This is a genomic window from Streptomyces sp. UG1, assembly GCF_049974585.1.
In the GTDB taxonomy this organism is placed as follows: domain Bacteria; phylum Actinomycetota; class Actinomycetes; order Streptomycetales; family Streptomycetaceae; genus Streptomyces.
In genome coordinates this window covers 149,993-172,133 of record NZ_JBNGGG010000012.1, presented here as the reverse complement: position 1 = coordinate 172,133, position 22,141 = coordinate 149,993, and the positions used below count along the sequence as shown (strand labels likewise).

Here is a 22,141-nt window from a genome sequence, read left to right as displayed (position 1 = left end):
ACGTCTCAGCTCCTCGCTCCTCATATGTGACTCGCCGCGCCCCGAGCCTAGCCATCGGCTCCCCGGCGCAAAAGGCGGCAGGCGGCCCCGCTCGCCTCACCCGCGCACGGCAGGACGCGGCCGGCCGTGAAAGACCTGTTCCGTGTGCCAGGCGCGGTGGGCCGTGGAGATGCGGTCGGCTCCCGGCTGTGGGCCGATGAGAGGGCGGCCCGCGAGCGATATGACGTGCTCGCGGGCGGCCGTACTGCTGCCGACGAAGTGCTGTGAGACCAGGATGCGGTGGCCGTCGCCGACCCCCAGGACGCCCTTGTCGAAGAGCTTGTGGTGCAGCGAGCACAGGCACAGCCCGTTCTCGACGACGTCCGGGCCCTCGAACGCCCACCACCGCACATGCGCGGCCTCCAGCCCGACCGGCACTGCGCCGATCCGGCCGTCGTAGCCGCAGAACGCGCACTGGTACTCGTAGGCGGTGAGCACCAGTTCGCGCATCCGCCGGTTCCGCTGCCGCCGCGCCGCCGACAGCCGCACGGTGCCGTCGGGCGTCGGCTCCAGGCCGACTGCCTCGCACAACTCGGCGTGCAGAGACGGCGGGAAGTGGGTGTCGAGCAGCAGTCTCGCCATCCGCCCCACCAGCGACGGCTCGCGCCGCAACGCCGCCCTCAACTCCGGCGCGAGCCGCCCCGTCGCACCCGATTCCCGCAGGTCGCGCACTCGGGATCCGGGGCTGCCCGGCCCGCTGTCGGTGCGTACCTCCCATACGCCGTCGCTGACCAGGTGGTGGAACGGATACGCCGGTGTCGTCGCGTGGGGCGGCCCGTACTCGGCGAGCAGCCGCCGCAGCTCCGACTCCACCGCGCTGTAGCGCAGTTCGGCGTCGGCGTCCTCCTGGAACCGGCCCAGGGCGTAGAGCAGCAGCAGCGGCTTGTGCGGGGCACGCGTCCCACTGCGGCTCCACTGCCTCAGCTTCGCGGTGCGCTCGAGCCAGTCCATGAGCGTTGATCGTAATCGGGGGCGCTCACTGGGACAGGGGCCGGCCCAAGCGTCGTTCAATGGTGTCCGTCGCGCAGTCGCGGCAGGATCTTCGTGCGGTAGAAGTCGAAGAAGCCCTGCTGGTCCTTGCCGATCTGGCTGACGTACACCGTGTCGAACCCGGCGTCGATGAATGCGCTCAGCGCCTCGGCATGTGCGTCCGGGTCGTCGCCGCACGGCACCGCGGACGCCACCTGGTCCTCGGTGACCAGCTCGGAGGCCTGCTCGAAGTGGCGTGGGGTGGGGAGGATCTGGCCGAGTTCGCCGGGGAGTTGCTCGTTCGCCCACAGGCGGTGTGCGGTGCGTACCGCCTGTGGGCGGTCCGCGCCCCAGCACACCTTGGCCCCGCCGTACACCGGCTTGGTGCCGCCCCCGGCGCGGCGGAAGCGCTCGACCAGGGCGGTGTCGGGCATCGTCGTGATCAGTCCGTCGCCGATGCGTGCCGCGGTCTCGACGGCCTGGGGACCGAAGGCGGAGACGTCGATGGGGATCGGCTCGTCGGGCAGGGTGTAGAGGCGGGCGTTCTCGACCGTGAAGTGCTTGCCGTAGTGGCTGGTCTGCTCGCCGGTGAACAGCTGCCGGATGATCTGCAGCGACTCCTCCAGCATCTCCAGCCGTACCGATGCCTCGGGCCAGTGGTCGCCCAGGACGTGCTCGTTGAGGGCCTCGCCGGTGCCGACGCCCAGCCGGAACCGGCCGCCGAGCTGGGCCGCGGCGGTGGCGGCCGCCTGGGCGGTCACCGCGGGGTGCAGACGCATGAAGGGGCAGGTCACGGCCGTTTCCACGGGCAGTGAGACGGCTTGCGACAGGGCGCCGATCACCGTCCATACGAAGGGACTCTGACCCTGCTCGTCGTTCCACGGGTGGTAGTGGTCGGAGATCCACAGCGAGTCGAAGCCGGCCTGCTCGGCCATCCGGGCCTGGTCCACCAGTTCTGCCGGGGTGTGTTCCTCGCACGACAGGAAGTATCCGAAGTCGGGCATTGTGCCTCTTCCGCCTCTTCCGGGGGAGCGTGTGGTGCCGGTACGGGTGCGGGTGCTACCGGTACGCGCTCGCGAGTACCCGTTGGTCCGAGGGGCGTAACAGCGGCGTGCGGGTGTTCCGCGGGCGAGGGAGGGTACTGGGAGGCGGACTCTGCGGGGGCGTGCATGGGAGGTGTCATGGGAGCGGAGCGTCTTCTGCCCCGCGAGGTGTGGCGTCGGTGGCGACGGGCCGGCGCGCTGCGGCCCGGGCCCCACCCCTCCGACGTCGAGGTGGCCGCCCGCCGGTTCCTGCTGCTCGGGCTGTTGCCGCTGTGGGTGGTGCCCGGTCTCGCGGACTGGTGGATGCACCGGCGTACGGGCATCGAGCGGACCAGCGGGACCAAGGAGTCCGTGGTCCACGCGCTGATGATGACCGAGGCCGGGGTGCCGGTCGTCATGGGGCTGCTGGCCCGCGTCAATCCGCTGGTGCTGACCACGATGGGGGCCTCCGCCGTGGCGCATGGCGCGACCGCGCTGTACGACGTGTCGCTGGCGACCGGTGAGCGCGAGATCCGCCCGGTCGAGCAGCACATCCACAGCTTCCTCGAAGTCCTGCCGCTGACCGCGCTGGCGTTCGCCGCCTGTCTGCACCCCGACCAGGTCCGCTCGACGCTGCGCGGCGGCACGCGCCCGCGGGACTGGCGGCTGCTGCCCAGGGAACATCCGCTGCCGCCCTGGTATCTCGCGGGGCTCGCCGGCGTGATCGGGCTGGGCGTGGTCGTGCCGTATGCGGAGGAACTGCGGCGGTGCGTGCGGGCGCGGCAGGGGGCGGCCGGGTAGGGCGCGGTCCCTGCGATGGTGCGTGTGGGCGGGGCCGGGTGGGGCGCGGTCCCTGCGGTGCGTGCGGGCGCGGCACGGGGCGGCCGGGTGGGGCGCGGTCGGCGACGGATGCGGCCTCGGGGCGGCACGCCCGTCCGTGCTCCGCTCAAGGCTCCTCGACGACCCTGACGGTGTTCAGGCGCCGGTCCGCCGCGTCCGGCAGGAACATGCCCGCCTCGACCCCTGTGACCAGGTAATGGAGGACCGGCTCGGTCAGGCGTTCGCCGGGCAGGACCACGGGGATGCCAGGCGGGTACGGCGTGATCATCTCGGCCGCGATCCGGCCGGCCGCCTCGGTCGTGGGGACCTTCGCCGGCGGGGCGAAATAGGCGTCCCGGGGGAGGCGGACCTGGTCCATCCGCAGGTCGGCCGGGGCGGGGACGTCGACCCGAGGGGCGTCGCGCAGGCCGGTGGCGTGGGCGGCCAGCTCGCGCAGGGCCGTGAGCAGACGTGCCGTGGTCCGCTCGTCGTCGGCGTGGGTGAGCTGGGTGCTGATGCGCCGGTGGTCGAAGAGGTGGGCGTCGATGTGGTGGTGGGCCCGCAGCCAGTCGCCCGCGCGGTAGCCGGTGGTGCCGAGGGCGGCGATGTCGATGACGACCGGGAGCGGGTCGAAGCCGGCGGCGAGGTGCGGGCCGCAGAAGTCGTCGGCGTCGTTGACGTGGAAGCCGTCGATCGCCTCGATGGCCGTGCGGGTGCGGGCGGCCAGCTTCAGGGCGTTGCCGATGAGTTCGTGGCCGTGCTGCACCATCTGGCGGCGCCAGGCGTCGATGCCGGCGTAGATCAGGACGTTGGGGCTGGTCGTGCCGAGGAGGTCGGCGCGGGAGGCCAGTTCGGCGGGGTCGATGAGGTCGCCCTGGAGGTGGAACACCGAGCCCTGTTCCAGGCCGCTGCCCATTTTGTGGATGCTGGTGACGCAGATGTCGGCGCCCGCGTCCATGGCCCAGGCCGGCAGATCGTCGTGGAAGGGCAGGTGCGCTCCCCATGCCTCGTCCACGATGAGGGGCTTTCCGTGCCGGTGGCAGACCTCGGCGATGCCGCGGAGGTCGGCCGCGGCTCCGTACGGTGTGGGGCTGGTGACCAGCGCCCCGTCGGCGTCCGGATGCTCCGCGAACGCCTTGTCGAAGGTGGCCGTGGCGGGCGGGTGGGCGAGGTGCCGGGCGGCGTCCCACTGGGGTTCCACCCACACCGGGTCGACACCGGACAGGATGAGTCCGGCCACCACCGACTTGTGCGCGTCGCGTCCGACGAGGAGCTGGTGGCCGGGGCAGGTCACCGCCAGCATGGCGGCCTTCACCGACAGGGAACTGCCGCAGGTCGAGAAGAAGGTGTGCTCCGCGTGCACGGCGTCGGCCATGAGTCCTTCGGCTCGCGCCAGCACCTCGCCCCGGGTGAGCCGGTCGTCCAGGCCCCCGTTGGCCAGGACGTCGCCGTAGAACACGGCGTCGCCCAGCACCGCGCGGGCGCGTGGATCCGCGCCGCGGGCCTGTTTGTGCCCCGGAGGCGTGAACGCCAGCTCGTCGGCGTCGCGGTAGCGGATGAGCGCGTCCAGAATCGGGGCCTCGGCGTGGTTCACACCCATGGCTGCCGGGTTCCCCACGGCCCGGCGGGCATGCGGGCCGCCACCTGGCGATGGCGGGCGCGAGCTGCTTCGGCGCGGAGGCGGGCGGGGGCGGGGCGGGCGTGGCTACGCGCGGTGCCCGGGAGCTGACCGGTATGCCGTCCGGGCGAGGCCGCTCTGCCGTCCAGGCGAGGCCGTATGCGATCCAGGCCAGGTCTTACGGCGTCCAGGCGAGGCCGCTCTGCCGTCCAGGCCAGGCCTTATGGCGTCCTGTCGGCCCAGGTCCGGCGCAGGCCCGCGGGCGGATCGCTTCGGCGCGGCGACGAGGGTGGGGCTACGCGCCGTTGCCCCAGAGTCGGCCGGTACACCGCCGCCCCGCCGTGACACCCCCTCGCGGTGCGGCGCCCGGCTCAGCAGCCGGGTGTCGGTCTGCGAGGGACAGCCTCCTCGTGAGGCCAGGCAGCGGGACCAGGCAGCGGACCCAGGCAGCCGGGGGGCCGGGCAGCCGGGGGGCCGGGCAGCGGGGCCAGGCAGCGGACCCGGGCAGCCGTGGGGCCGGGCAGTGGGGCCGGGCGGAGGCGCCGAGGGCTTCGGCTTCGGCGTCGGCTGCCACGGAGGCGTTTCTCAGTCCTCGCCCCGCACGATGTTCCACTCGGCGCTCGTATGGGCCGAGGGCGGGGAGCTTCTGTCGTCCTCAACGGCTGCGACGCAGGTGCGGATCGTCTTGCGGCGCAGATGACGGGCCTTGGTCCAGCCGGTCTCGGGCACGTTCAGGACTTTTCGTTCGGCGGTGCGCGCGGTCACGGCGCTTCAACTTCTCTCTGATCCGGCTCTCGCTGACATGCCACCCCGGGTTCCCCGCGACCCGGGGTGGAAACGGCGACCGCTCACGGCCGTGACCGCTCTCGGCCGTGACCGCCCTCGGCTACTGCCGCCAGGCCCAGTGCAGTCGGTCCAGTCCGCTCTGGTTGTTCACCTTCAGGGTGAGGTCGGTGCCCGTGCCCTGGAGGGTGGTGAGGGAGTAGGTGTCGCCGTTGCGCAGACCGGGCCAGTAGACCGAGCCCAGGCCCAGTTCGCGGATGGTGTCGGTCGCCGCCTGGATGTAGGCGATCTCGTGGGAGCCGTCGACCGGGCCGTTGTAGTTCAGCCCGGAGGTCATGGTGGCGCCGAACTCGTCCAGGACGGTGCGCGAGGCGCAGCTGCCGATGCGCTCCTTGAAGTCCTGCTTCCACTGGTCGTAGCCGGTCCAGTCGGTGTGCCAGAAGCCGTAGTTGTGCAGGGCAAGGCGGGTGCCGTCGAGCCGGCGGTCGGCGCATACGGGCTTGACGTCCTCGCTGTATTTGATCCCGCCGATGAGGATCCGGTCGCGGGGGACGAAGCGGTGGCCCGTCACCCACCGCGCGGCGATGTCGCGCCACTCCTGGGAGGTGTAGCCGAACGGCTCGTTCATCGGCTCGAAGTACACCTTGGAGTCACGCGCGTAGGCGGAGGTGAGCCGCGTCCACATCCGGTTCCAGTCCGCCCGGTCGTCGATCTTGCCGTCCTTGGCGTTGTCGGCCTCCCAGTAGCCCAGGATGACCTTGAACCCCTGGTCGGTGGCGGCGTCGATGGCTCCCCGGTACGACTTCCAGAAGGGGCCGTTGACGGAGGACGGATTGACCGGCAGCCGGACCGTGTTGGCGCCCAGCTCGGCGAACCCGGCGATGATCGCCTCCGACTTGGCGTAGGTGGTGGCGTAGCCGTCGGAGGTGGACAGCCCCGAGGGTACGACCTCGTCGTGGGCGAAGTTGTCGCGCGGGTCGGCCCAGTTGACCCCGCGGAAGTCGCTGACCGGCGGCACCGCGGTGGGGCCGTACGCGGACGCGGGGGTGGCGAGCGCTCCCCCGAATGCCGTGGCGCAGGCCAGCAACGCACCGAGGCAGGCTGTCCGGCGATTGTTCTCTCGTGGCACGGCATCCCCTTCTGAGCAGGCGCGTTCCGAAATCCCGAACACGGACCGACAGGTCGATTGGTTCGATGGGCCAATTGGCTCCCGCAAGCTAGAAGATGATCCGAACAGAGGTCAACACATCTGCACACAAGGGTCCATGCGCGCGGTTATGGCCCGTGAGGTCAGTGCGCCCGGCGCAGGCCCGCGATGAGGAGGTCGACCAGCCGGCGTGCGTCGTAGCGGGGGTCGCTGTCCGCGCCGACGCAGAGGTTCCCGACGCCGCGCATCAGTTCGTAGGCCTCGATGCCGGAGCGGATCTCGCCGGCGGCGGTGGCGGCCTCGAGCAACCGGGCGCACACGGGCACGAGGCGGTCGAGGAAGTAGGCGTGCAGCGCGTCGAAGCCGGCGCTGTCGGACCGCAGCACGGCGGCGAGTCCGTGCTTGGTGACCAGGAAGTCGACGAAGAGGTCGATCCACTGCCGTAGCGCGGCGTACGGGGTCGCGCTCGTCGTCAGCAGGGCCGGCCCCGCCTCGGCGCAGGCGTCGACCTGGTGCCGGTAGACGGCGATGATGAGATCCGCCCGGGTCGGGAAGTGCCGGTAGATCGTGCCCAGCCCGACGCCGGCCTCGGCCGCGATGTCGCGCACCGGCGCGTCCACGCCCTTCGCGACGAACACCGCGGCGGCCGCGTCGAGCAGCGTCTCCTTGTTGCGCCGGGCGTCCTTGCGCTTGGGCGCGGCCGTGCGCCCGGCGCCCTCGTCGTCCTTCACCGAGCCACTCCCTGTGCCGTCGCGCCGCGCCCTCACGCCGCGCCCTCACGCCGCGCCCTCTCAAGGTACGCCATCGCGCTTGCCAAAGCGGAACACGGTTCCGTATCGTCAATCCGGAACGGGGTTCCGCTTTCGCTTCTTCATTGTGTTCCGCTTGATCATGAGGAGATACGGTCATGCAGTACCGCACCTTGGGCCGCACCGGTGTACAGGTCAGCGCCCTCGCGCTCGGCGCGATGAACTTCGGCCGGATCGGGCGCACCACCCAGCAGGAGGCCACCGCCCTCGTCGACGCCGCTCTCGAGGGCGGGATCAACCTCATCGACACCGCCGACATGTACGGCGCCGGGGAGTCGGAGGAGATGGTCGGCAAGGCCATCGCCGGCCGCCGCGACGACATCGTGCTGGCCACGAAGGCGTCCATGCCGATGGGCGAGGAGCGCAACCACCGCGGCGGTTCACGCCGCTGGCTGGTCACCGCGCTGGAGGACAGCCTGCGCCGCCTCGGCGTCGACCACGTCGACCTCTACCAGATCCACCGATGGGACCCGAGCACCGACGACGAGGAGACCCTGTCGGCCCTCACCGATCTGCAACGCGCGGGAAAGATCCGCTACTTCGGCTCCTCGACGTTCCCCGCCCACCGCATCGTGCAGGCGCAGTGGGCCGCCCGCGAGCGTCACCTGAGCCGTTACGTCACCGAACAGCCCAGCTACTCGATCCTCCAGCGCGGCGTCGAGACCCACGTCCTGCCCGTGACCGAGCAGTACGGGCTCGGGGTGCTGGTCTGGAGCCCGCTGGCCTCGGGCTGGCTGTCCGGCGCGGTCCGCGCGGGCCGGCCCGTCACCACCAGCCGCTCCACCTTCATGCCGGACCGCTTCGACCTCACCCTCCCCGCCAACCGGGCCAGGCTCGACGCCGTCGAGCAGCTGGCCGGGGTCGCCGACGAGGCCGGCCTGACCATGATCCAGCTCGCCCTCGGTTTCGTGACCGCACACCCCGCCGTGACCAGCGCCCTCATCGGCCCGCGCACACCGGACCACCTCCAGGCGCAGCTCGCCGCCGCGGACACGGTGCTCTCCGACGACGTACTGGACGCCATCGACGCGATCGTCGCCCCCGGCACCGACCTCGCACCCCACGAGAAGTACGACATCCCACCCTCGCTGCTCGACCCTTCGCTGCGCCGCCGCCACTGACGTCCGAGGGAGACCAGGAACCCATGCCAGACCCACTCCACCCCACCTTCGGCATCATGACCGCACCGATGCAGGTCGGCTACGACGACGTCCTGCGCGTCTGGCGCGAGGCGGACACGATCCCGCAGATCGAGCACGCCTGGCTGTTCGACCACCTGATGCCGATCGCCGACGACCCGCTGGGCCCCGCCTATGAGGGCTGGACGCTCCTCTCGGCTCTGGCCGCCCACACCCGCCGCCTCCGCCTCGGCGTCCTGGTGACCAGCAACCGCTTCCGGCCGCCCGCGCTGCTGGCCAAGATCGCCGCGACTGTCGACATCGTGTCCGGCGGACGGCTCGACTTCGGCATCGGCGTCGGCTCCCGCCCCGGCCACCCGCTGGCCCGGCGCGAGTACGAGGCCCACGGCCTGCCCTTCCACGACACCGAGCACGCCGTGGCAAGCCTCGCCGAAGCCTGCGCGCTGATCCGCCGGCTGTGGACGGAGGAGAAACCGTTCGACTTCCACGGCACCCACCACCACCTCACCGGTGCCTTCGGCAACCCCAAGCCCGTCCAGCGCCCCCACCCGCCCATCCTCATCGGCGGACGCTCGCCCGCGACGCTGCGCGTGGTCGCCGAACACGCCGACCTGTGGAACATCCCCGGCGGCGACATCGAGGACGCCGTCCGCCGCGGCGCCCTGCTGGACCGCTACTGCGCCGAGATCGGCCGCGACCCCGCCGCGATCACCCGCTCGATCCACCTGCCCGTCTCCTACGACCGCCCCGCAGCCACCCGCACCGCGATCGGCGAGGCGCTCGACGCGGGCTTCCGCCATGTGGTCCTGGGCCTGCCGGCGCCGTACCCCGTCGCCGTCGCCCGGTGGCTCACCGACGAGATCATCACTCCGTTCCGATCCCATGTGATTGGCCCTCATATCCCTTGAATCACGGGAAAGTTGAACCGATGCTGTGATCCGGTCCGTGAACTCCTGATTCATGGAGGGACACACGTGTCATCCAACTCCCCACTGCTCCCGCGCGTGAAGGCGCGCGGGAAACTGGCCGTCGGCGCCCTGGTCACCACCTTGTTGGGACAGTTACTCGCGGGGACGGCCGTGGCCGCCGCCCCCACTGCCCCCGCCGCCCCCGGGCGAATAACCTGGGAACCCTGTGAATCCCCCTCCGGCCAGGGCGGGTTCGAGTGCGCCACCGTCGAGGTGCCCGTGGACTGGAGACAGCCGCACGGCGCCACCATCGACCTGGCCCTCGCCCGTCACCGGGCCACCGACCCCGAGCGCCGGATCGGCTCGCTGCTGATCAACCCGGGCGGTCCGGGCGGCTCCGGCGTGAGCTTCGCGTTCGCCGCCCCCGACGCCTTCTCGCCCGAACTGCTGGCGCGGTTCGACATCGTGGGCTTCGACCCGCGCGGCGTCGGCCGCAGCAACCCGCTGAAGTGCGACGCGGACCGGATCGACGCCCAGGAAGCGCTGCTCTACCCGGACAGCCCCGCCTCCTTCGCCGCCCTCCGCGAGGCCAACCGCGCGCTCGGCGAGAGCTGCCGCGACCTCACCGGCCCGCTGGCCGACCACATGGACACCGGCAGCGTCGTCCGCGACATGGACGCCATCCGCGCCGGCCTCGGCGAGCAGCGGATCAGCTACTACGGCGTCTCCTACGGCACCGCGATCGGCCAGCAGTACGCCGAGCGCTACCCGCACCGCGTCCGTGCGATGACCCTCGACTCCAACATGGACCACAGCCTGGGCAACTGGGCCTTCCAGAAGACCGAGACGACCGCGCTGGAGGAGGCGTACGGCCAGTTCGCCGACTGGTGCGCCCGTACGGCGTCCTGCGCGGTCCACGACGAAGACGCCCGCGCCCTGTTCGACTCGCTGTACAAGCGCGCGGAGGCCGGCGACCTGGTCCTGCCGGGCGACCCGCCGCAGACGGTCACCCCTCAGGACCTCCAGTCCTTCGCCCTGGGCCGCATGTACGACCCGGCCTCCTGGTTCGACTTCGCCCAGACCCTCGCCGACCTGGACGCCACCGCCCCCGCGGCGATCCGGCCCCTCCTCGGACACGGCGAGCCGACGCCGTACCCGTTCCTGTCGGTGATGTGCCAGGACTACGACCTCGACGTCCCCTCGTACGCCACCCTCGCCCGCTACGAACGCGCACTCGCCCGCCGCGCCCCCGTCACCCGCTTCAGCACGCTCGGCTGGACGGTCCAGACGGGCTGCCAGAACTGGCCGGCCGAGGTGACCAACCCGCAGCGCAGGCTCGACGTCGACGGCACCCCGCCGATCCTGCTGACCAACAGCCGCTTCGACCCGGCCACCCCGCACGCCTGGGCCGCAGGCGCGGCCCGCCAGATCGGCCGCGAGGCGGTGTTCCTCACCTACGACGGTGTAGGCCACGGCGACTACTGGCTCAGCCCGTGCGCCCGTGACGCCATCGACACCTACCTCACCACCCTCAAGACCCCCCGCAAGAACACCCACTGCCCCGCGGTCTGGCCCACCGCCCCCACCACCCAACGCCAGTCCCCGAACGGCGACCTCGTCAATCCACTGCCGGATCTGGTGGGCACGGGGACGTACCGATGAAGATGCGCAAGCCGTTCACCGGCTGAGTTCACGGTTCGTGTGTGGCGCCGCTTGCCCGGTTCACGGGTGGGCGGCGCCACATGCTTGTCCGGCTCTCCGGCCGATCCCGATCAGGTGCTTCGGGTAGGCCGACGGCCCGGGAGCGCGGCGCGTAGGAGGCGTCGGAAGCGGGTGACGGGCGGTACCTGGTCGTGGACGGTCTTTTCGATCGCTTCGCAGGCCTCCCACGCGGCGTCGGCGTTCGTGGCGTCGGGGCCGCGGTCCGCGTACTCGACCTCGTTGACCAGTGTGGCCAGGGCCGGCAGACGTCGGCCCACGCCGTCGCCCACGTGCTGTGCGCCGAAGGCGGCGATCTCCTGTGCCGTATGTGCTCCCGTGTCGGGCAGGCCGATCTCCGTGAGGCGTTCGGTGATCTGCTGCCAGGCGCCGAGGAGCCGGTGTCGCGCGTCCGGGGCGTTGCGGCGTCGGCTGCGTCGGTTGTACGGCAGCCAGAGGGCGTACAGGACGTATGCCGTGGTGAGCAGGAGCAGTGCGAGAGGGACGGTGAGCCATAGGGGTGGGCCGGCCCCGGGCGCGCCCTCGGTGATGGGGGATGCCTGGTCCGCTGTGTGTGCGGGTGTCGAGGGGCGGCGCGTCGGGGCGGTGCTGTCCCGGTCCGTCTTCCGGGCCGGCTCCTCGGGCTGCTGTGCGGACACCGCGGAGGAGCCGCCCTGCCCGGTCTCGCCGGGCGTCGGGTGGAACGGCACCCAGCCGACACCGCTGAACTTCACCTCCGGCCAGGCCAGTACGTCCCGCCCCCGCACCTGCCAGGTGTCGGAGCCGGTCCGCGTGCCCGGGCGGAACCCGACGGCCACCCGGGTGGGCAGACCCAGAGTGCGGGCCAGCACCGCGAACGACGCGGCGAACTGCTCGGACGTCCCGCCCGCGCCGCCCGCCAGGAAGAACTCCAGGCTCCGGTAGGTGTGGCCGGGCAGCGCCCCGGGGTCGAGGTGGTACGTCGTGCGCAGCCATTCGGCCAGTCGTACGGCCCGCTCGTACGGGTGGGTGCTGCCCCGGGTCACCCGCTCGGCGATCTTCTTGAAGGACCGTACGGAGGGGATGGGTTGCCCGGCCGCGTCGACGCGGGGGAGGGACACCTGCGCCGGGTCGGCGTCGGCGGCGGTGGTTGCGGCTGCGGCGTATCGGAGTCGTTCTGCGTCGTCGTACACGGGGAGCTGGGACGTCGCTGTGTACGTGAAGCCGCGGGGGACCGGCTCGCCCGTGGAGAGCACTCCGCTGGCCGGGTTGACGGACAGGGACGTGCCCTCGGGTGTACGAACGGACGTCGGTCGGTCGGCGACCGGGAGCCAGATGCCGGGCAGCGACTGCACGGTGAAACGCTGGTTGAGCGTCTTGGTGTCGTCTTTCCCGGCTGGATTGGTGGTCTCCTCCGGTGGGACCCGGCCGCCCGTGCGGGTCAGTCCGGCCGTGCTCGTCCACGTCGTGCCGTCGTATGTGTCGAGGACCGCCAGGCGGTAGTTGCCGGGGGCCGCGCCCGAGGTCCGTACCGTGAAGACCTTCTCGTCCCCGTTTCGCATCCAGGCCGCCACCTGGTCCAACGGGCTGGTGGAGCGGGGGCGTTCGGCCGGCGGGGTGGCCGCTTCCCCAAGGCGGTAGGGCGTGCCGAGGCCGGGCAGGTGCGGGCCCAGCAGTGCCGCGACCAGGCCGATCGCGGTCACGGCCGGCAGGCGTAGGGCCAGGGCGCGCGGTGGAAGCCGGGCCGGTGAGCGTACGAGGATCAGCAGCGCGGCCGCGGCGGCCAGCGCGCCCGCGGCCGGGTACGAGGAGCCGGGCCCGTCGGCGCCGAGCACCAGCGGGAAGCCGAAGGCGAGGACCGCGGGGAGGGCCGGGAGCAGCGCGGCGCGGGTGCGCAGGGCGAGTTCGGCGGAGACCGCGGTGGCCGTCCAGACCAGCGCGTGCGGCAGCACCAGCAGTTCGGGGTCGCCGGGGGCCGGCAGGATCGTGGACAGCAGGGTGTGCGGCGCGTCGAGCAGTGCGGACCACGCGGCACGCAGCGCCGGACCGCCGGGCAGGCCGTCGCTCACCTCGCGGAACAGGGTCGCGCTGACGACGACGGCCCATGCGGTCGCGGTCAGCAGCACGGATGGCCACAGCGGGAGGGTGGGGCGGCCGTCCCGGGCGGCTGGGCGGCGGCGGAGCAGCCCCGACAGTGCCGCCGACAGGGCGATCGGCGCGGACACGGCCACCGCCAGTACCGGAAGCAGGTCGGACGGCGGGAAGATCCGGGCGAATCCGTACCCCGAGGCACCGGACAGCGCGGCCACGGGAAGCAGTGACCACAGCCGCCCGGCCCGGTCCCGGTCCGTCTCTCCCGCGGTGCTCGTCGGGGCCGCGGCCGTAGGGCTCATCGCGTGGCCTCCCGGCGCCAACCGGCCAGCAGTTCGTCCAGCGACGTGACGCGCACCTGCGGTACGTCGGAACCGGCGCCGGCGGGCGTTGCTTCGGTGGCGCCGGCGCCGACGCGCACCATGGTCGCCCGGTCGAAGCGGCGCCGTACCCGGTCGACGGCGCCGAGACCCCGGGTGTCGCCGGTGCCGGTGACGACGACCAGCGCCCCGCTGCCGTGGTGGCTCTCCAGGCCGTCGAAGGCGGCGGCCACGGACATCAGTTCCGAGCGGCGCACCACGGCCAGCGCGTCCAGCAGGGCCTCGCCGTCCTGGCCCGAGCCGTCGGTGTGCAGGAGGGCCCCCGCCTCGCTGGTCAGGTGCACGGGGAAGTGGGAGCGGGCGGCCGCGTACGCGATGGAGGCCGCGCAGTCCACGGCCAGCTCGAAGTCGTCCTCCGAGGCGTAGGCGCGCCGCCGGGTGTCGAGCACGAGCGCGGTGTGCGGGAGCGAGACGTCCACCATCTGGCGGACCATCAACGTGCCGGTGCGGGCCGTCGACCGCCAGTGGACCCGGCGCAGGTCGTCGCCGAGGACGTACTCGCGCAGCGCGTGGAAGGTCAGCGTGCCGTCGTCGGCGCTGTCGGAGGCCGGGCCTTCGACGTGGTGCGCCTGCCCGGACGGCAGCACGGGCAGCGGGCAGATCCGGGGCCGTACGAGCAGCGTGTCCGCGGCGTCGTAGGGGCGCATGCGGCGGGCGAGCCCGAGGGGATCGGTACGTTCCAGCCGCAGCGGCCCCACCGGGACGCGGCCGCGGCGGGCGGTCGGCAGCGGGTACCGCACCTCGTGGGACGTACCCGGACGCAGCGGCGGCACCTCGACGGCGATGTCCCGCTCGCCGCACCGGTCGACGGCCCGCAGACCGCGCCGGGTGCGCCCCCCGGTGTTGGTGATCGTGACGACGCCCTCGGCGGGATCGCCCCGGCTCACCCGGCTCGGCGCGATCCGCCGCTCGGTGCCCAACGCGGGTGCGGGCAGCGCCCACAGCACGGCGACGGCGACGGCGAGCAGACAGGCGGTGCCGAGCGCCGCGGCCTCGCCGTACCCGAGCACATAACCGGTGGCGGTCAGCACCACACCCCCCACCAGCGTGCCCCACCCGGTGGCCGACAGCATCAGACGCGTGCCCCGCTCTTCAGCTCCACGGTGGCCAGCACTTCCTCGATCACGTCCGTGCCGGTACGGCCGCTCAGCTCGGCCTCCGGGGTGAGGATCAGCCGGTGCGCCAGAACGGGCCCGGCCAGCGCCTTGACGTCCTCGGGGAACACGTACGGCCGGGACTGCGAGGCCGCCCGCACCCGGACCGCGCGCAGCAGGGCGACGGAGCCGCGCGGCGAGGCCCCGAGGCGGACGTCGGGCAGGGTGCGGGTCGCCGCCACCACCCGCACCACGTAGTCGTACAGCGCGTCGGCCACCTGCACCTCGGCGGCGGCCTCGATGAGCTTCGCGATCTCCCGGGCGGTGGCGACGGGGGCCAGCGACTCGGGGGTGATGTCGGCGCGCGCCTCCTTGAGCACCGCGACCTCGGAGGCGTGGTCGGGGTAGCCGACGGTGATCCGCATCAGGAACCGGTCGAGCTGTGCCTCCGGCAACGGGTAAGTACCGCCCATGTCCACCGAGTTCTGGGTGGCGACCACCATGAACGGGCGGGGCACCGGATGCGTGGTGCCGTCGGCGGTGACGCGGCGCTCCTCCATCACCTCGAGGAGTGCGGACTGGGTCTTGGGTGAGGCGCGGTTGATCTCATCACCGAGCACGATGTTGGCGAAGACCGGGCCGGGGAGGAACTCGAACACACCGGTGTTCTGGCGGTACACCGTGACGCCGGTGATGTCGGACGGCAGCAGGTCCGGGGTGAACTGCACACGCGCGAAGTCGGCCTCGATGGAGGCGGCGAGGCAACGGGCGAGGGTGGTCTTGCCGGTGCCGGGGACGTCCTCGATCAGGAGGTGGCCTTCGGAGAAGAGGCAGGTGAGGGCGAGTTCGATGGTGTCTCGTTTGCCCTTGACGACGTGTTCTATGTTGTCGGCGAGGGTGTGGAAGCACTGGGCGAAGTGCTCGGTGCCGTTGGTGGGGGGTGGGGTCATGTGCAGTCCCAGACGTCGGGGTTGAGGCGGGAGTCCAGAAAGATGTCGGAGAGGTATCCGGTGGTGCTCTCGTAGGTGATGCGGGCCCAGACGTCGGTGTCCACCTCTGAATGCGGAGGCCTGCTGCCTTTCGTCTTGCAGTGGACGGTGACTTCGGGGTTCGTCATACCAGGGATTGAGCCTGCTCGGCCGCCCACCTCGTGGCTGGGCTGGTTGCGGATTCCGACGCTGTCGGCATTGTTATTGTTGCGAATGACGGTCATCGCCTGGCGAGGCGGGATCAGGTTCAACGTCCCGAACGCCGCGGGCCCCGATCCTGCAGCATTGCTCGCCGTCACCGACACCGGGTGGGGGTAGCCGTTCTTCAGATTCTTGTACGTGTGCGTGGCTTCCGTGGTCTGCGCCGTCCCGCCGGGCCCGCTGATCGTGTACGTCAACGAGCCGCCGCCCTGTGGTGCCTGCCATGTCGCCGTGCCGCCGTGTCCGCCCTGGTCGGGGGTCACGGTGAGTTCCTGGGGCGCCCCCGGCGCAATGCACGGCCTCGCGAACGCCGACGGCACGGACTCCTTGTCCGGCCTGCCCCCGCCGTACTCCGCCACCACGGTGAAGCTGTACTGCTCCTCGCACGACCCGCCCCTGACCTCGAAGGCGAACGGGCCGTCGGGCCCTACCGCCTCCGGGGTGACGGTCTGGTCCTGTTCCGCCCCCTTGAGCACATAGCGCTGCGGAGTCGCGCCCAGCGCCTTGGCGAAGGTGATCCGGATGGCGCCCGACCGCGACTCCGCCTGCGGCGCCCCCGGGGCCCCGGGCTCGGGCGCCGGCTGCGTCGGCCCGGGGCCGGGCCCGGGCGCCTCCGTGGACGGGCTGCCGGACGGGCTGCCGGACGCACCGCCGGAGGGGGCACCCGCACCCGATACCGGCGGAGCCGTCGCGCCCGGGACATCAGTCCGAGGTGGAACCTGCGGCGCGGCCGGCGGGCCCGTCGGGACGCTGTTCTCCACCGGCTCGTCCCCGGGCTTGCGCGCGGACGGCGCATCCGTCTCGTACTTGCCGATCCGCCGGACCTCGCCCTCGGCGTCGATCACCGCGGCCGCGGCGCCGTCCTGGTCGTTCACCCACAACAGGCCGTCGCGTACGAAGAGTTCGAGCTCGCCCGCCCCGTCGGTGACCCGTACCGGTTCGGTGAGCGCGGAGAGGGAGGTGTCGTACACCAGGAGGCTGCCGGTGGACTCGTCGGGGATGTAGACCCGCTTGCCCAGGAGCTGGGGTGCTCCCAGGTCGTGGCCTTGGGCCGGCACCCGGGCGCGTGTGGTCTGTCTGCTGCGGACGTCCACGACCACCAACTCCCCGCTGTTGGCGGCGAGCACCGGCACCGCGGAGCCGTCGGTGTCCGTAGGCACCAGGACGTCGGCCGGGTCCGCCCCGGCGAAGGCGCCGCCCAGTTCAAAGGAGCCCTGTACGCCTCTGACCGACAGCACCGTCATCGCGGCGGTGGTCCCGTCGGTCACCACGGGCCGCCCGTCGGCCAGGGTCAGCGCCAGTTCGTGGCCCGCTTCGGCCACCTTCACCGCCGTACCTTTGCGGCCCTCGACGAACGGCACCACCGTGCCCTTGTCCGGAAGCGGAACCCACAGCGTGCCGTCCCCGTCCACCACGGCGGCTCCGGGCTTTCCGCCCAGTTCCACGGATGCGCCCTTGGCCGTCGTCATCGCCGGGTCGATCCGCTGGACGGTGCCCTTCGCGGGGTCGACGACATACGCGTACGCGCCCCCGGAGACCAGTTGCAGCCCGGCCGCGCCGTAGTCCGCCGACTGCGCGGCGGTGAGCTGCGCAGCGTCGATCCGTACGACCCGGCCGGTCCGCTCGTCCAGCACCAGCGTGGTGTCGCCGTCCTGCGCGACCGAGACCGGATGGCCCGCCATCCCGGCCGGCAGCACGGCCCTGCCCTCCACCTCGCCGGTCAGCCCATGCGCGTGGACGACCTCGCCCTTCGCGCTGCTGGCCAGCCAGGCGCCGATGTCGGCGATCCTCGGCCGGGTGTCGGAGGCGCCGGCTCCGACGGCCAGCGAGCTGCCGATGAGCGTGCCGACCGCGCAGACGGCCAGGTAACCGGTGACGCGGTTGCCGGTCGGCCGCAGCCTTGCCCGGGCAGCGGTGACCAGTGCCGTGCAACGCTGTTGAACCCCCGGCATCTTCGCCCCCATTGGTGGTCAGCCAACCCTGCTTGGAGGCAGGGTAATTGACGTAACGCGAGGTCTCCCCGACAACGATGTGGAGGTACGGTCGTGATCCGGCCATACCGGGGCGGCAGGCTACAACGCCGCGCGCTGGAGCGCAGGTTGCCGGTGCCGCCACACCTCCTCCAGTCGCGACAGCGTTGCTTCGGGCTGCTGTCGCAGGAAGGCCACACGCCTGGAGTGGAACGGCAACGGCGGGCCGGTCGTGGGACCGGCCCGCGCTCTGTTGTCGTGGTGGATCACGGGGCCAGGGTGGCCTGGTGCAGGTCGCCGTTGGGGGTGGTGGCTGCGGCGATGGTGACGATGCGGCCGCTGGGGTCGGAGACGCTCGCCCCGGTCCACTGGCCGTCGGTGCCCCGCATGTTGTGGAAGACCCGGCCGTTGAGGAGTGTCAGCACGTGCAGGCGGCCGTCGCGGTCGCCGGCCGCAGCGATGTCGGAGATGGCGCCGTTGTCGTCGGCGACTTGGGCGCCGGTCCACTGGCCGTCGGTGGTTCGCATGTTGTGGAAGACGCGGCCGTTGAGCAGCGTCAAGACGTGGAGGTCATCGTTGGACGTGGTGGCCGCAGCGACTTTGGAGATGGCGCCGTTGCCGTCGATGAGGCTTGCTCCGGTCCATTGGCCGTTGGTGCCTCGGACGTTGTGGAAGACCTGGCCGTTGAGGAGTGTCAGCACGTGCAGGCGGCCGTCGCGGTCGCCGGCCGCAGCGATGTCGGAGATGGCGCCGTTGTCGTCGGCGACTTGGGCGCCGGTCCACTGGCCGTCGGTGGTTCGCATGTTGTGGAAGACGCGGCCGTTGAGCAGCGTCAAGACGTGGAGGTCATCGTTGGACGTGGTGGCCGCAGCGACTTTGGAGATGGCGCCGTTGCCGTCGATGAGGCTTGCTCCGGTCCATTGGCCGTTGGTGCCTCGGACGTTGTGGAAGACCTGGCCGTTGAGGAGTGGCAGCACGTGCAGGCGGCCGTCGCGGTCACCAGCCTCGGCGGTGTCGGTGATCTCGGCATTGCCGTCGACGAGACCGGCCCCCGTCCAGTTGCCGTCCGCAGCTGCACGCAGGTTGTGGAACACCCGCCCCTTCGTCGTCGGGGTCTGCACGCCGGTGGGTTTGACGTAGCCGGAGATCTTCAGGCTGTCCACTCCGCTGGTGGTCCTGCGGGGGTCGACGGTGCGGCGGGCGACCTTGTCGCCGTAGTTGCCGTCGACGGTGGTGAGGGTGCCATTGCTGTGCACTGCGGTGATGACCCCGATGTGCCCGCCGGTGGCGTTGGCCGGGGTGCCGTAGACGGCCAGGTCACCGACTTCGGGGTTGCCGATCCCGTCCGCGGGCCGAGGGCTGAACTGGCCGCGCTCTTGAGCCCACAGCCCGACTCCGCGGGCTGCGTAGGTGTCCGGCAGTTCGGTGATTCCCGCGGTCTTCCACACCCACTTGGTGAAGTAGGCACACCACGGCGTGGTGGTGCACGGCCCGAACTTCAGGCAGCTGCCGTCCGCCTCGTTCTTGCCGACCTCCGCCTCGGCGATCTCGGCGATGCGGGCGCGGGTGGTGGCCGCATCGCTGGTGCCGGTCCCGGCCACGAGGCCGGCAGTGACGATCGCCAGCATGATGGCGAGGTTGATGACGATCCGCGCGGCTCGGGCGAGTACGGGGGTGGCAGTCGGCGGGGCGGTGGCGATCGGGGGTGTCGTCTGCGGGGGGCGGCTCGCGGATATGTGCTGCGAGCTCGATGTTGTGATCATGACAGCTCTTGACAGCTCTCTCTTGGATACCGGAATACGCATTGATGGCTCTTTCCTGTTGGCCTGTTGGCCTGGTTGGTCATCGTGTGCCGGCTCGGGCTTCGCACGTTGAGCGGGCAGCGTGGTTCTTCAGCGGGCGGCCCGCCGGGTCTGGACGGTTCAGCAGGTCATCCAGCGGCCACGCCGACGCTCGCAGGGCGTTTCGGCGGCTGGCAACGAATCGCCGTCCGGTGGGATGCTGGGACGCCGAAACGTGTGGTGACCTTGCACTTCAGTCGGCCCGCTGGGACGCCGGTGGGACGGCGCGGTACGGCGGGTGGGCGCCGAGGGGGAAGAGCGAATGGGATCGCAGCCCGTGGAGTTCGACGAGTTCGCGGCCTGCCTGCGGGCGCTCAGGGAACGGGCGAACCTCAGCTATGACGCGCTGGCCCGCAGGACGCACATAGGCAGATCCAGCCTGCACCGGTACTGCTCCGGCTCGCACGTCCCGCAGGACTACGGCTCGGCCCACCGCATCGCCACGGCCTGCGGCGCGTCACCGGAGGAACTGCGCCGATTACACCGGCTCTGGGCCCTGGCGGACGCCGCCCGGGAGCCCGACCGTGGCGCGGACGAGGCCGCCCCGGCGCCGACCCCGGGCGTCGAGGCCGAGGAGAGCCCGGCTCCGGGCGCGGCCCAAGAGACGTCCCCGTCCACAGACACGCCCCCGTCCCCGTCCCCGTCCACAGACGAGCCCCCTTCCCCGACCCCCGCACTCACCCCCCGCCCACCCCGGCACCGCAGAAAGCCGTCGCCCCTCGCCGTGCTCGCGCTCGTCCTGGCACTGGGCGCGACGGCATGGGCCCTCGGATCCGCCCTCGGCGGTGGCGGCACCGCCGAGTATGAGGACGGCCTGTTGTTCTCGGCGGAGTGTGCCGAGCCGGTGAGCATGGGCCAACAGGGGGCCTGTGTACGGGAGGTGCAGCGGCTCCTGGGCCGGGCCGGGGCCGAGTTGGACGTCGACGGTGAGTTCGGGCCGGAGACCCTGCGCCGGGTGACCGCCTTCCAGGCGCTGTCGCGCATCAGCGTCAACGGGGTGGTGGACGAGGAGACGAAGAGGGCGCTGTACGCACCGGAGGTCCGGATGGACACCTGGTCGGCCGGGAAGGTGCGGGAGCGGGTGCGCAAGGTGTTCCGCGAAGTGCCCGACCACGCGGCCGCCATCGCCGACTGCCAGTCGTCCCTCGACCCGCTGTTCATCGTGCCGAACCCCAGCGGCACCCGGAACTGGGGCGTGTTCCAGATCTCCGACGCCACGCTGCTCAAACTCGGCGGCACCCCTCGCGAGGCGATGGACCCGGAGTGGAACATCCAGGCCGCGCACCGCCTGTGGAGCCGGGCGAAGAGCTTCGCCGACTGGCCGCACTGCGACGACGCGACCTCTCCCGAGGCCGTCGAACCGGCCCTGGTGCAGGCGGTCGGCGACCGGTCGGCACCGTCGGCGCACGACGACTCCTCGCCCGCGCCGTCCCCCACCGGCGCCTGCCCGGAGCCGGGTCAGCGGTTCAAGACGCCCACCGACGACCGGGTTTACCTGGTCGGCCCCGGCAGCCGCCTCTACTACATCCCCGACGCGACGGTCTACTTCAACCTGTGGAACGACTGGAACGGCGTCGCCGTCGTCAGCGGCGGCGTCTTCACCGACTGCGGGTGGGACAAGGCCCGCGAGTTGGCCAACGGGTTCCTGGCCAGGAAGAGCGGCAGCTCGCAGACCTACATCTGGGACGCGTGGTACGGCTACCGCGCGATCAGGGAGCGGGCCGTCTTCGACACGTACGGGTTCTCGGCGGCGAAGATCCAGACACGGTCGTCGCTGTCCCCCGTCAGCAGCGGCGCCCGATGGCAATGAGCCGTCACCACACGGGAAGCCGAAGGTGTGCCCCTGCTGCTTCAGCCACGGCAGGATCTCGCGCAGGGCGGCGACGGTCTGGGAGCGGTCTCCTCCGCCGTCGTGGAAGAGCCATCAGCGCTGCCGCAGCGTGGTGGCGTCGTCGAGCGAATGTTCCGGGCGTCACGGAGCAGGGTCGAGATCGCCCTGGCTTCTCCGGAGCCTGGCGGATCACCCCCGACGTCGCCGCCGTGGCAGATCGAAACGGCGTCCTATGCTGTGCCGTGATCTACGCCGGGAGGGGCAGCGTATGGCGACCTGGGGACTGATCGTCGAGACCACCGTGGGCATGGGGCAGAGAAAACACGTCGAGACGCAAGTGATGGCGCATGTGGAGGGTGCCCGAGAGGATGCTCTTGCGGAACTGGAGAAGCGTGCCCGGAACTACTCTCCGGAGCACCCCGGCAGTCCCCGGCGCCGTCGGCTCTTCCGGCACAGCGATGGCTTCGTCCTCGTCGTCGACGGTGCTTGGCAGTCCTTCGGTACTCGGTTCACGGTCGCGGAGTTGCTGGCCGACGACGCAGGGCTGTAGTGGGCAGAGCCGACGACGATGACCTGCTGTGTTCCGTCGGTCCGGGCGGCTCCCGGCCGCCCGCACAACATGCACGGCCGTGGCGCGAGCGCTGACCGGGAACCGGCGCAACGCGCCTGAGAAGCCCTGGACCTGGAGATCGCGTCCAACACCATCATCAACAACAACCGCCTGAACTCAGCAGCTCGTCGAACGCGGAATCCCGTCCGAGACCGGACATGATGCGCGCCCTGCTGGCGCCCGGACGCATCGGCGCCACGCCTG

Annotated in this window: 16 protein-coding genes and 2 pseudogenes; 6 read left to right on the top strand and 12 right to left on the bottom strand. The window is 71.8% G+C overall.

The genetic code is table 11. The annotated features are described in order from the left end of the window. Positions 1–96 precede the first annotated feature (96 nt). The gene (locus tag ACP4J3_RS15945; protein WP_426534709.1) at positions 97–990 is read right to left on the bottom strand and encodes a phosphorothioated DNA-binding restriction endonuclease; all 894 of its coding nucleotides are present in this window, start codon (positions 988–990) and stop codon (positions 97–99) included. 56 nt (positions 991–1,046) lie between these two features. Beyond that, on the bottom strand, positions 1,047–2,012 hold the full coding sequence (locus tag ACP4J3_RS15940; RefSeq protein ID WP_426534707.1) for an LLM class F420-dependent oxidoreductase: 966 nt from the start codon (positions 2,010–2,012) through the stop codon (positions 1,047–1,049). A gap of 177 nt (positions 2,013–2,189) precedes the next feature. Between ACP4J3_RS15940 and ACP4J3_RS15935 the strand changes: the two genes are divergently transcribed. Then, positions 2,190–2,831, top strand: coding sequence for a diguanylate cyclase (locus ACP4J3_RS15935; protein WP_426534706.1), 642 nt, complete (start codon positions 2,190–2,192; stop codon positions 2,829–2,831). A gap of 145 nt (positions 2,832–2,976) precedes the next feature. On the opposite strand, the gene ACP4J3_RS15930 is transcribed toward ACP4J3_RS15935, so the two are convergent. From ACP4J3_RS15930 to ACP4J3_RS15915, 4 genes are all read right to left on the bottom strand, one after another. Then, entirely contained in the window at positions 2,977–4,449 is a 1,473-nt protein-coding gene (locus tag ACP4J3_RS15930; RefSeq protein WP_426534704.1) for an aminotransferase class I/II-fold pyridoxal phosphate-dependent enzyme, read from the bottom strand. Positions 4,450–5,052: 603 nt separating this feature from the next. After that, on the bottom strand, positions 5,053–5,232 hold the full coding sequence (locus ACP4J3_RS15925; protein WP_426534702.1) for a hypothetical protein: 180 nt from the start codon (positions 5,230–5,232) through the stop codon (positions 5,053–5,055). Positions 5,233–5,353: 121 nt separating this feature from the next. Then, the gene (locus tag ACP4J3_RS15920; RefSeq protein WP_426534700.1) at positions 5,354–6,379 is read right to left on the bottom strand and encodes a glycoside hydrolase family 5 protein; all 1,026 of its coding nucleotides are present in this window, start codon (positions 6,377–6,379) and stop codon (positions 5,354–5,356) included. Positions 6,380–6,540: 161 nt separating this feature from the next. Beyond that, positions 6,541–7,128: a TetR/AcrR family transcriptional regulator gene (locus ACP4J3_RS15915; protein ID WP_426534698.1), complete on the bottom strand. Its 588-nt coding sequence runs from the start codon at positions 7,126–7,128 to the stop codon at positions 6,541–6,543. 176 nt (positions 7,129–7,304) lie between these two features. On the opposite strand from ACP4J3_RS15915, the gene ACP4J3_RS15910 reads away from it, so the two are divergent. From ACP4J3_RS15910 to ACP4J3_RS15900, 3 genes are all read left to right on the top strand, one after another. Next, positions 7,305–8,327 (top strand): aldo/keto reductase, encoded by a 1,023-nt coding sequence (locus tag ACP4J3_RS15910; RefSeq protein WP_426534696.1) that lies wholly within the window; start codon positions 7,305–7,307, stop codon positions 8,325–8,327. Positions 8,328–8,350: 23 nt separating this feature from the next. Continuing rightward, the gene (locus ACP4J3_RS15905) at positions 8,351–9,253 is read left to right on the top strand and encodes an LLM class flavin-dependent oxidoreductase (RefSeq protein WP_426534694.1); all 903 of its coding nucleotides are present in this window, start codon (positions 8,351–8,353) and stop codon (positions 9,251–9,253) included. Positions 9,254–9,319: 66 nt separating this feature from the next. Beyond that, positions 9,320–10,915, top strand: coding sequence for an alpha/beta hydrolase (locus ACP4J3_RS15900; RefSeq protein WP_426534692.1), 1,596 nt, complete (start codon positions 9,320–9,322; stop codon positions 10,913–10,915). A 110-nt stretch (positions 10,916–11,025) separates the two neighbouring features. Here ACP4J3_RS15900 and ACP4J3_RS15895 read toward each other — a convergent pair whose 3' ends face one another. The 5 genes from ACP4J3_RS15895 to ACP4J3_RS15875 all read right to left on the bottom strand — a co-directional run bounded on the left by ACP4J3_RS15895 (position 11,026) and on the right by ACP4J3_RS15875 (position 19,418). Then, positions 11,026–13,323, bottom strand: a complete 2,298-nt coding sequence (locus ACP4J3_RS15895) for a DUF3488 and transglutaminase-like domain-containing protein (RefSeq protein WP_426534690.1) — start codon at positions 13,321–13,323, stop codon at positions 11,026–11,028. Next, complete coding sequence (locus ACP4J3_RS15890; RefSeq protein ID WP_426534688.1) at positions 13,320–14,474, bottom strand: DUF58 domain-containing protein; 1,155 nt, start codon at positions 14,472–14,474, stop codon at positions 13,320–13,322. The genes ACP4J3_RS15895 and ACP4J3_RS15890 overlap by 4 nt, the downstream gene beginning before the upstream one ends. Beyond that, positions 14,474–15,445 carry an AAA family ATPase gene (locus tag ACP4J3_RS15885; RefSeq protein WP_426534686.1) on the bottom strand — a complete coding sequence of 324 codons (972 nt, stop codon included), beginning with the start codon at positions 15,443–15,445 and terminating at the stop codon, positions 14,474–14,476. The genes ACP4J3_RS15890 and ACP4J3_RS15885 overlap by 1 nt, the downstream gene beginning before the upstream one ends. Further along, the gene (locus ACP4J3_RS15880; protein WP_426534684.1) at positions 15,442–17,637 is read right to left on the bottom strand and encodes a hypothetical protein; all 2,196 of its coding nucleotides are present in this window, start codon (positions 17,635–17,637) and stop codon (positions 15,442–15,444) included. Before ACP4J3_RS15880 ends, ACP4J3_RS15885 begins: the two co-directional genes overlap by 4 nt. Positions 17,638–17,921: 284 nt before the next feature. After that, positions 17,922–19,418: a CHAP domain-containing protein gene (locus ACP4J3_RS15875; protein ID WP_426534682.1), complete on the bottom strand. Its 1,497-nt coding sequence runs from the start codon at positions 19,416–19,418 to the stop codon at positions 17,922–17,924. Positions 19,419–19,758: 340 nt separating this feature from the next. Here ACP4J3_RS15875 and ACP4J3_RS15870 point away from each other — a divergent pair, with 340 nt between their 5' ends. Further along, entirely contained in the window at positions 19,759–21,306 is a 1,548-nt protein-coding gene (locus tag ACP4J3_RS15870; protein ID WP_426534680.1) for a helix-turn-helix domain-containing protein, read from the top strand. Positions 21,307–21,318: 12 nt separating this feature from the next. Here the strand turns inward: ACP4J3_RS15870 and ACP4J3_RS15865 are convergent. After that, positions 21,319–21,417, bottom strand: a pseudogene (locus ACP4J3_RS15865) (polysaccharide deacetylase family protein); the annotation flags it as partial. 178 nt (positions 21,418–21,595) lie between these two features. On the opposite strand from ACP4J3_RS15865, the pseudogene ACP4J3_RS15860 reads away from it, so the two are divergent. Continuing rightward, positions 21,596–21,868, top strand: a pseudogene (locus ACP4J3_RS15860) (hypothetical protein); the annotation flags it as partial. Positions 21,869–22,141 lie beyond the last annotated feature (273 nt).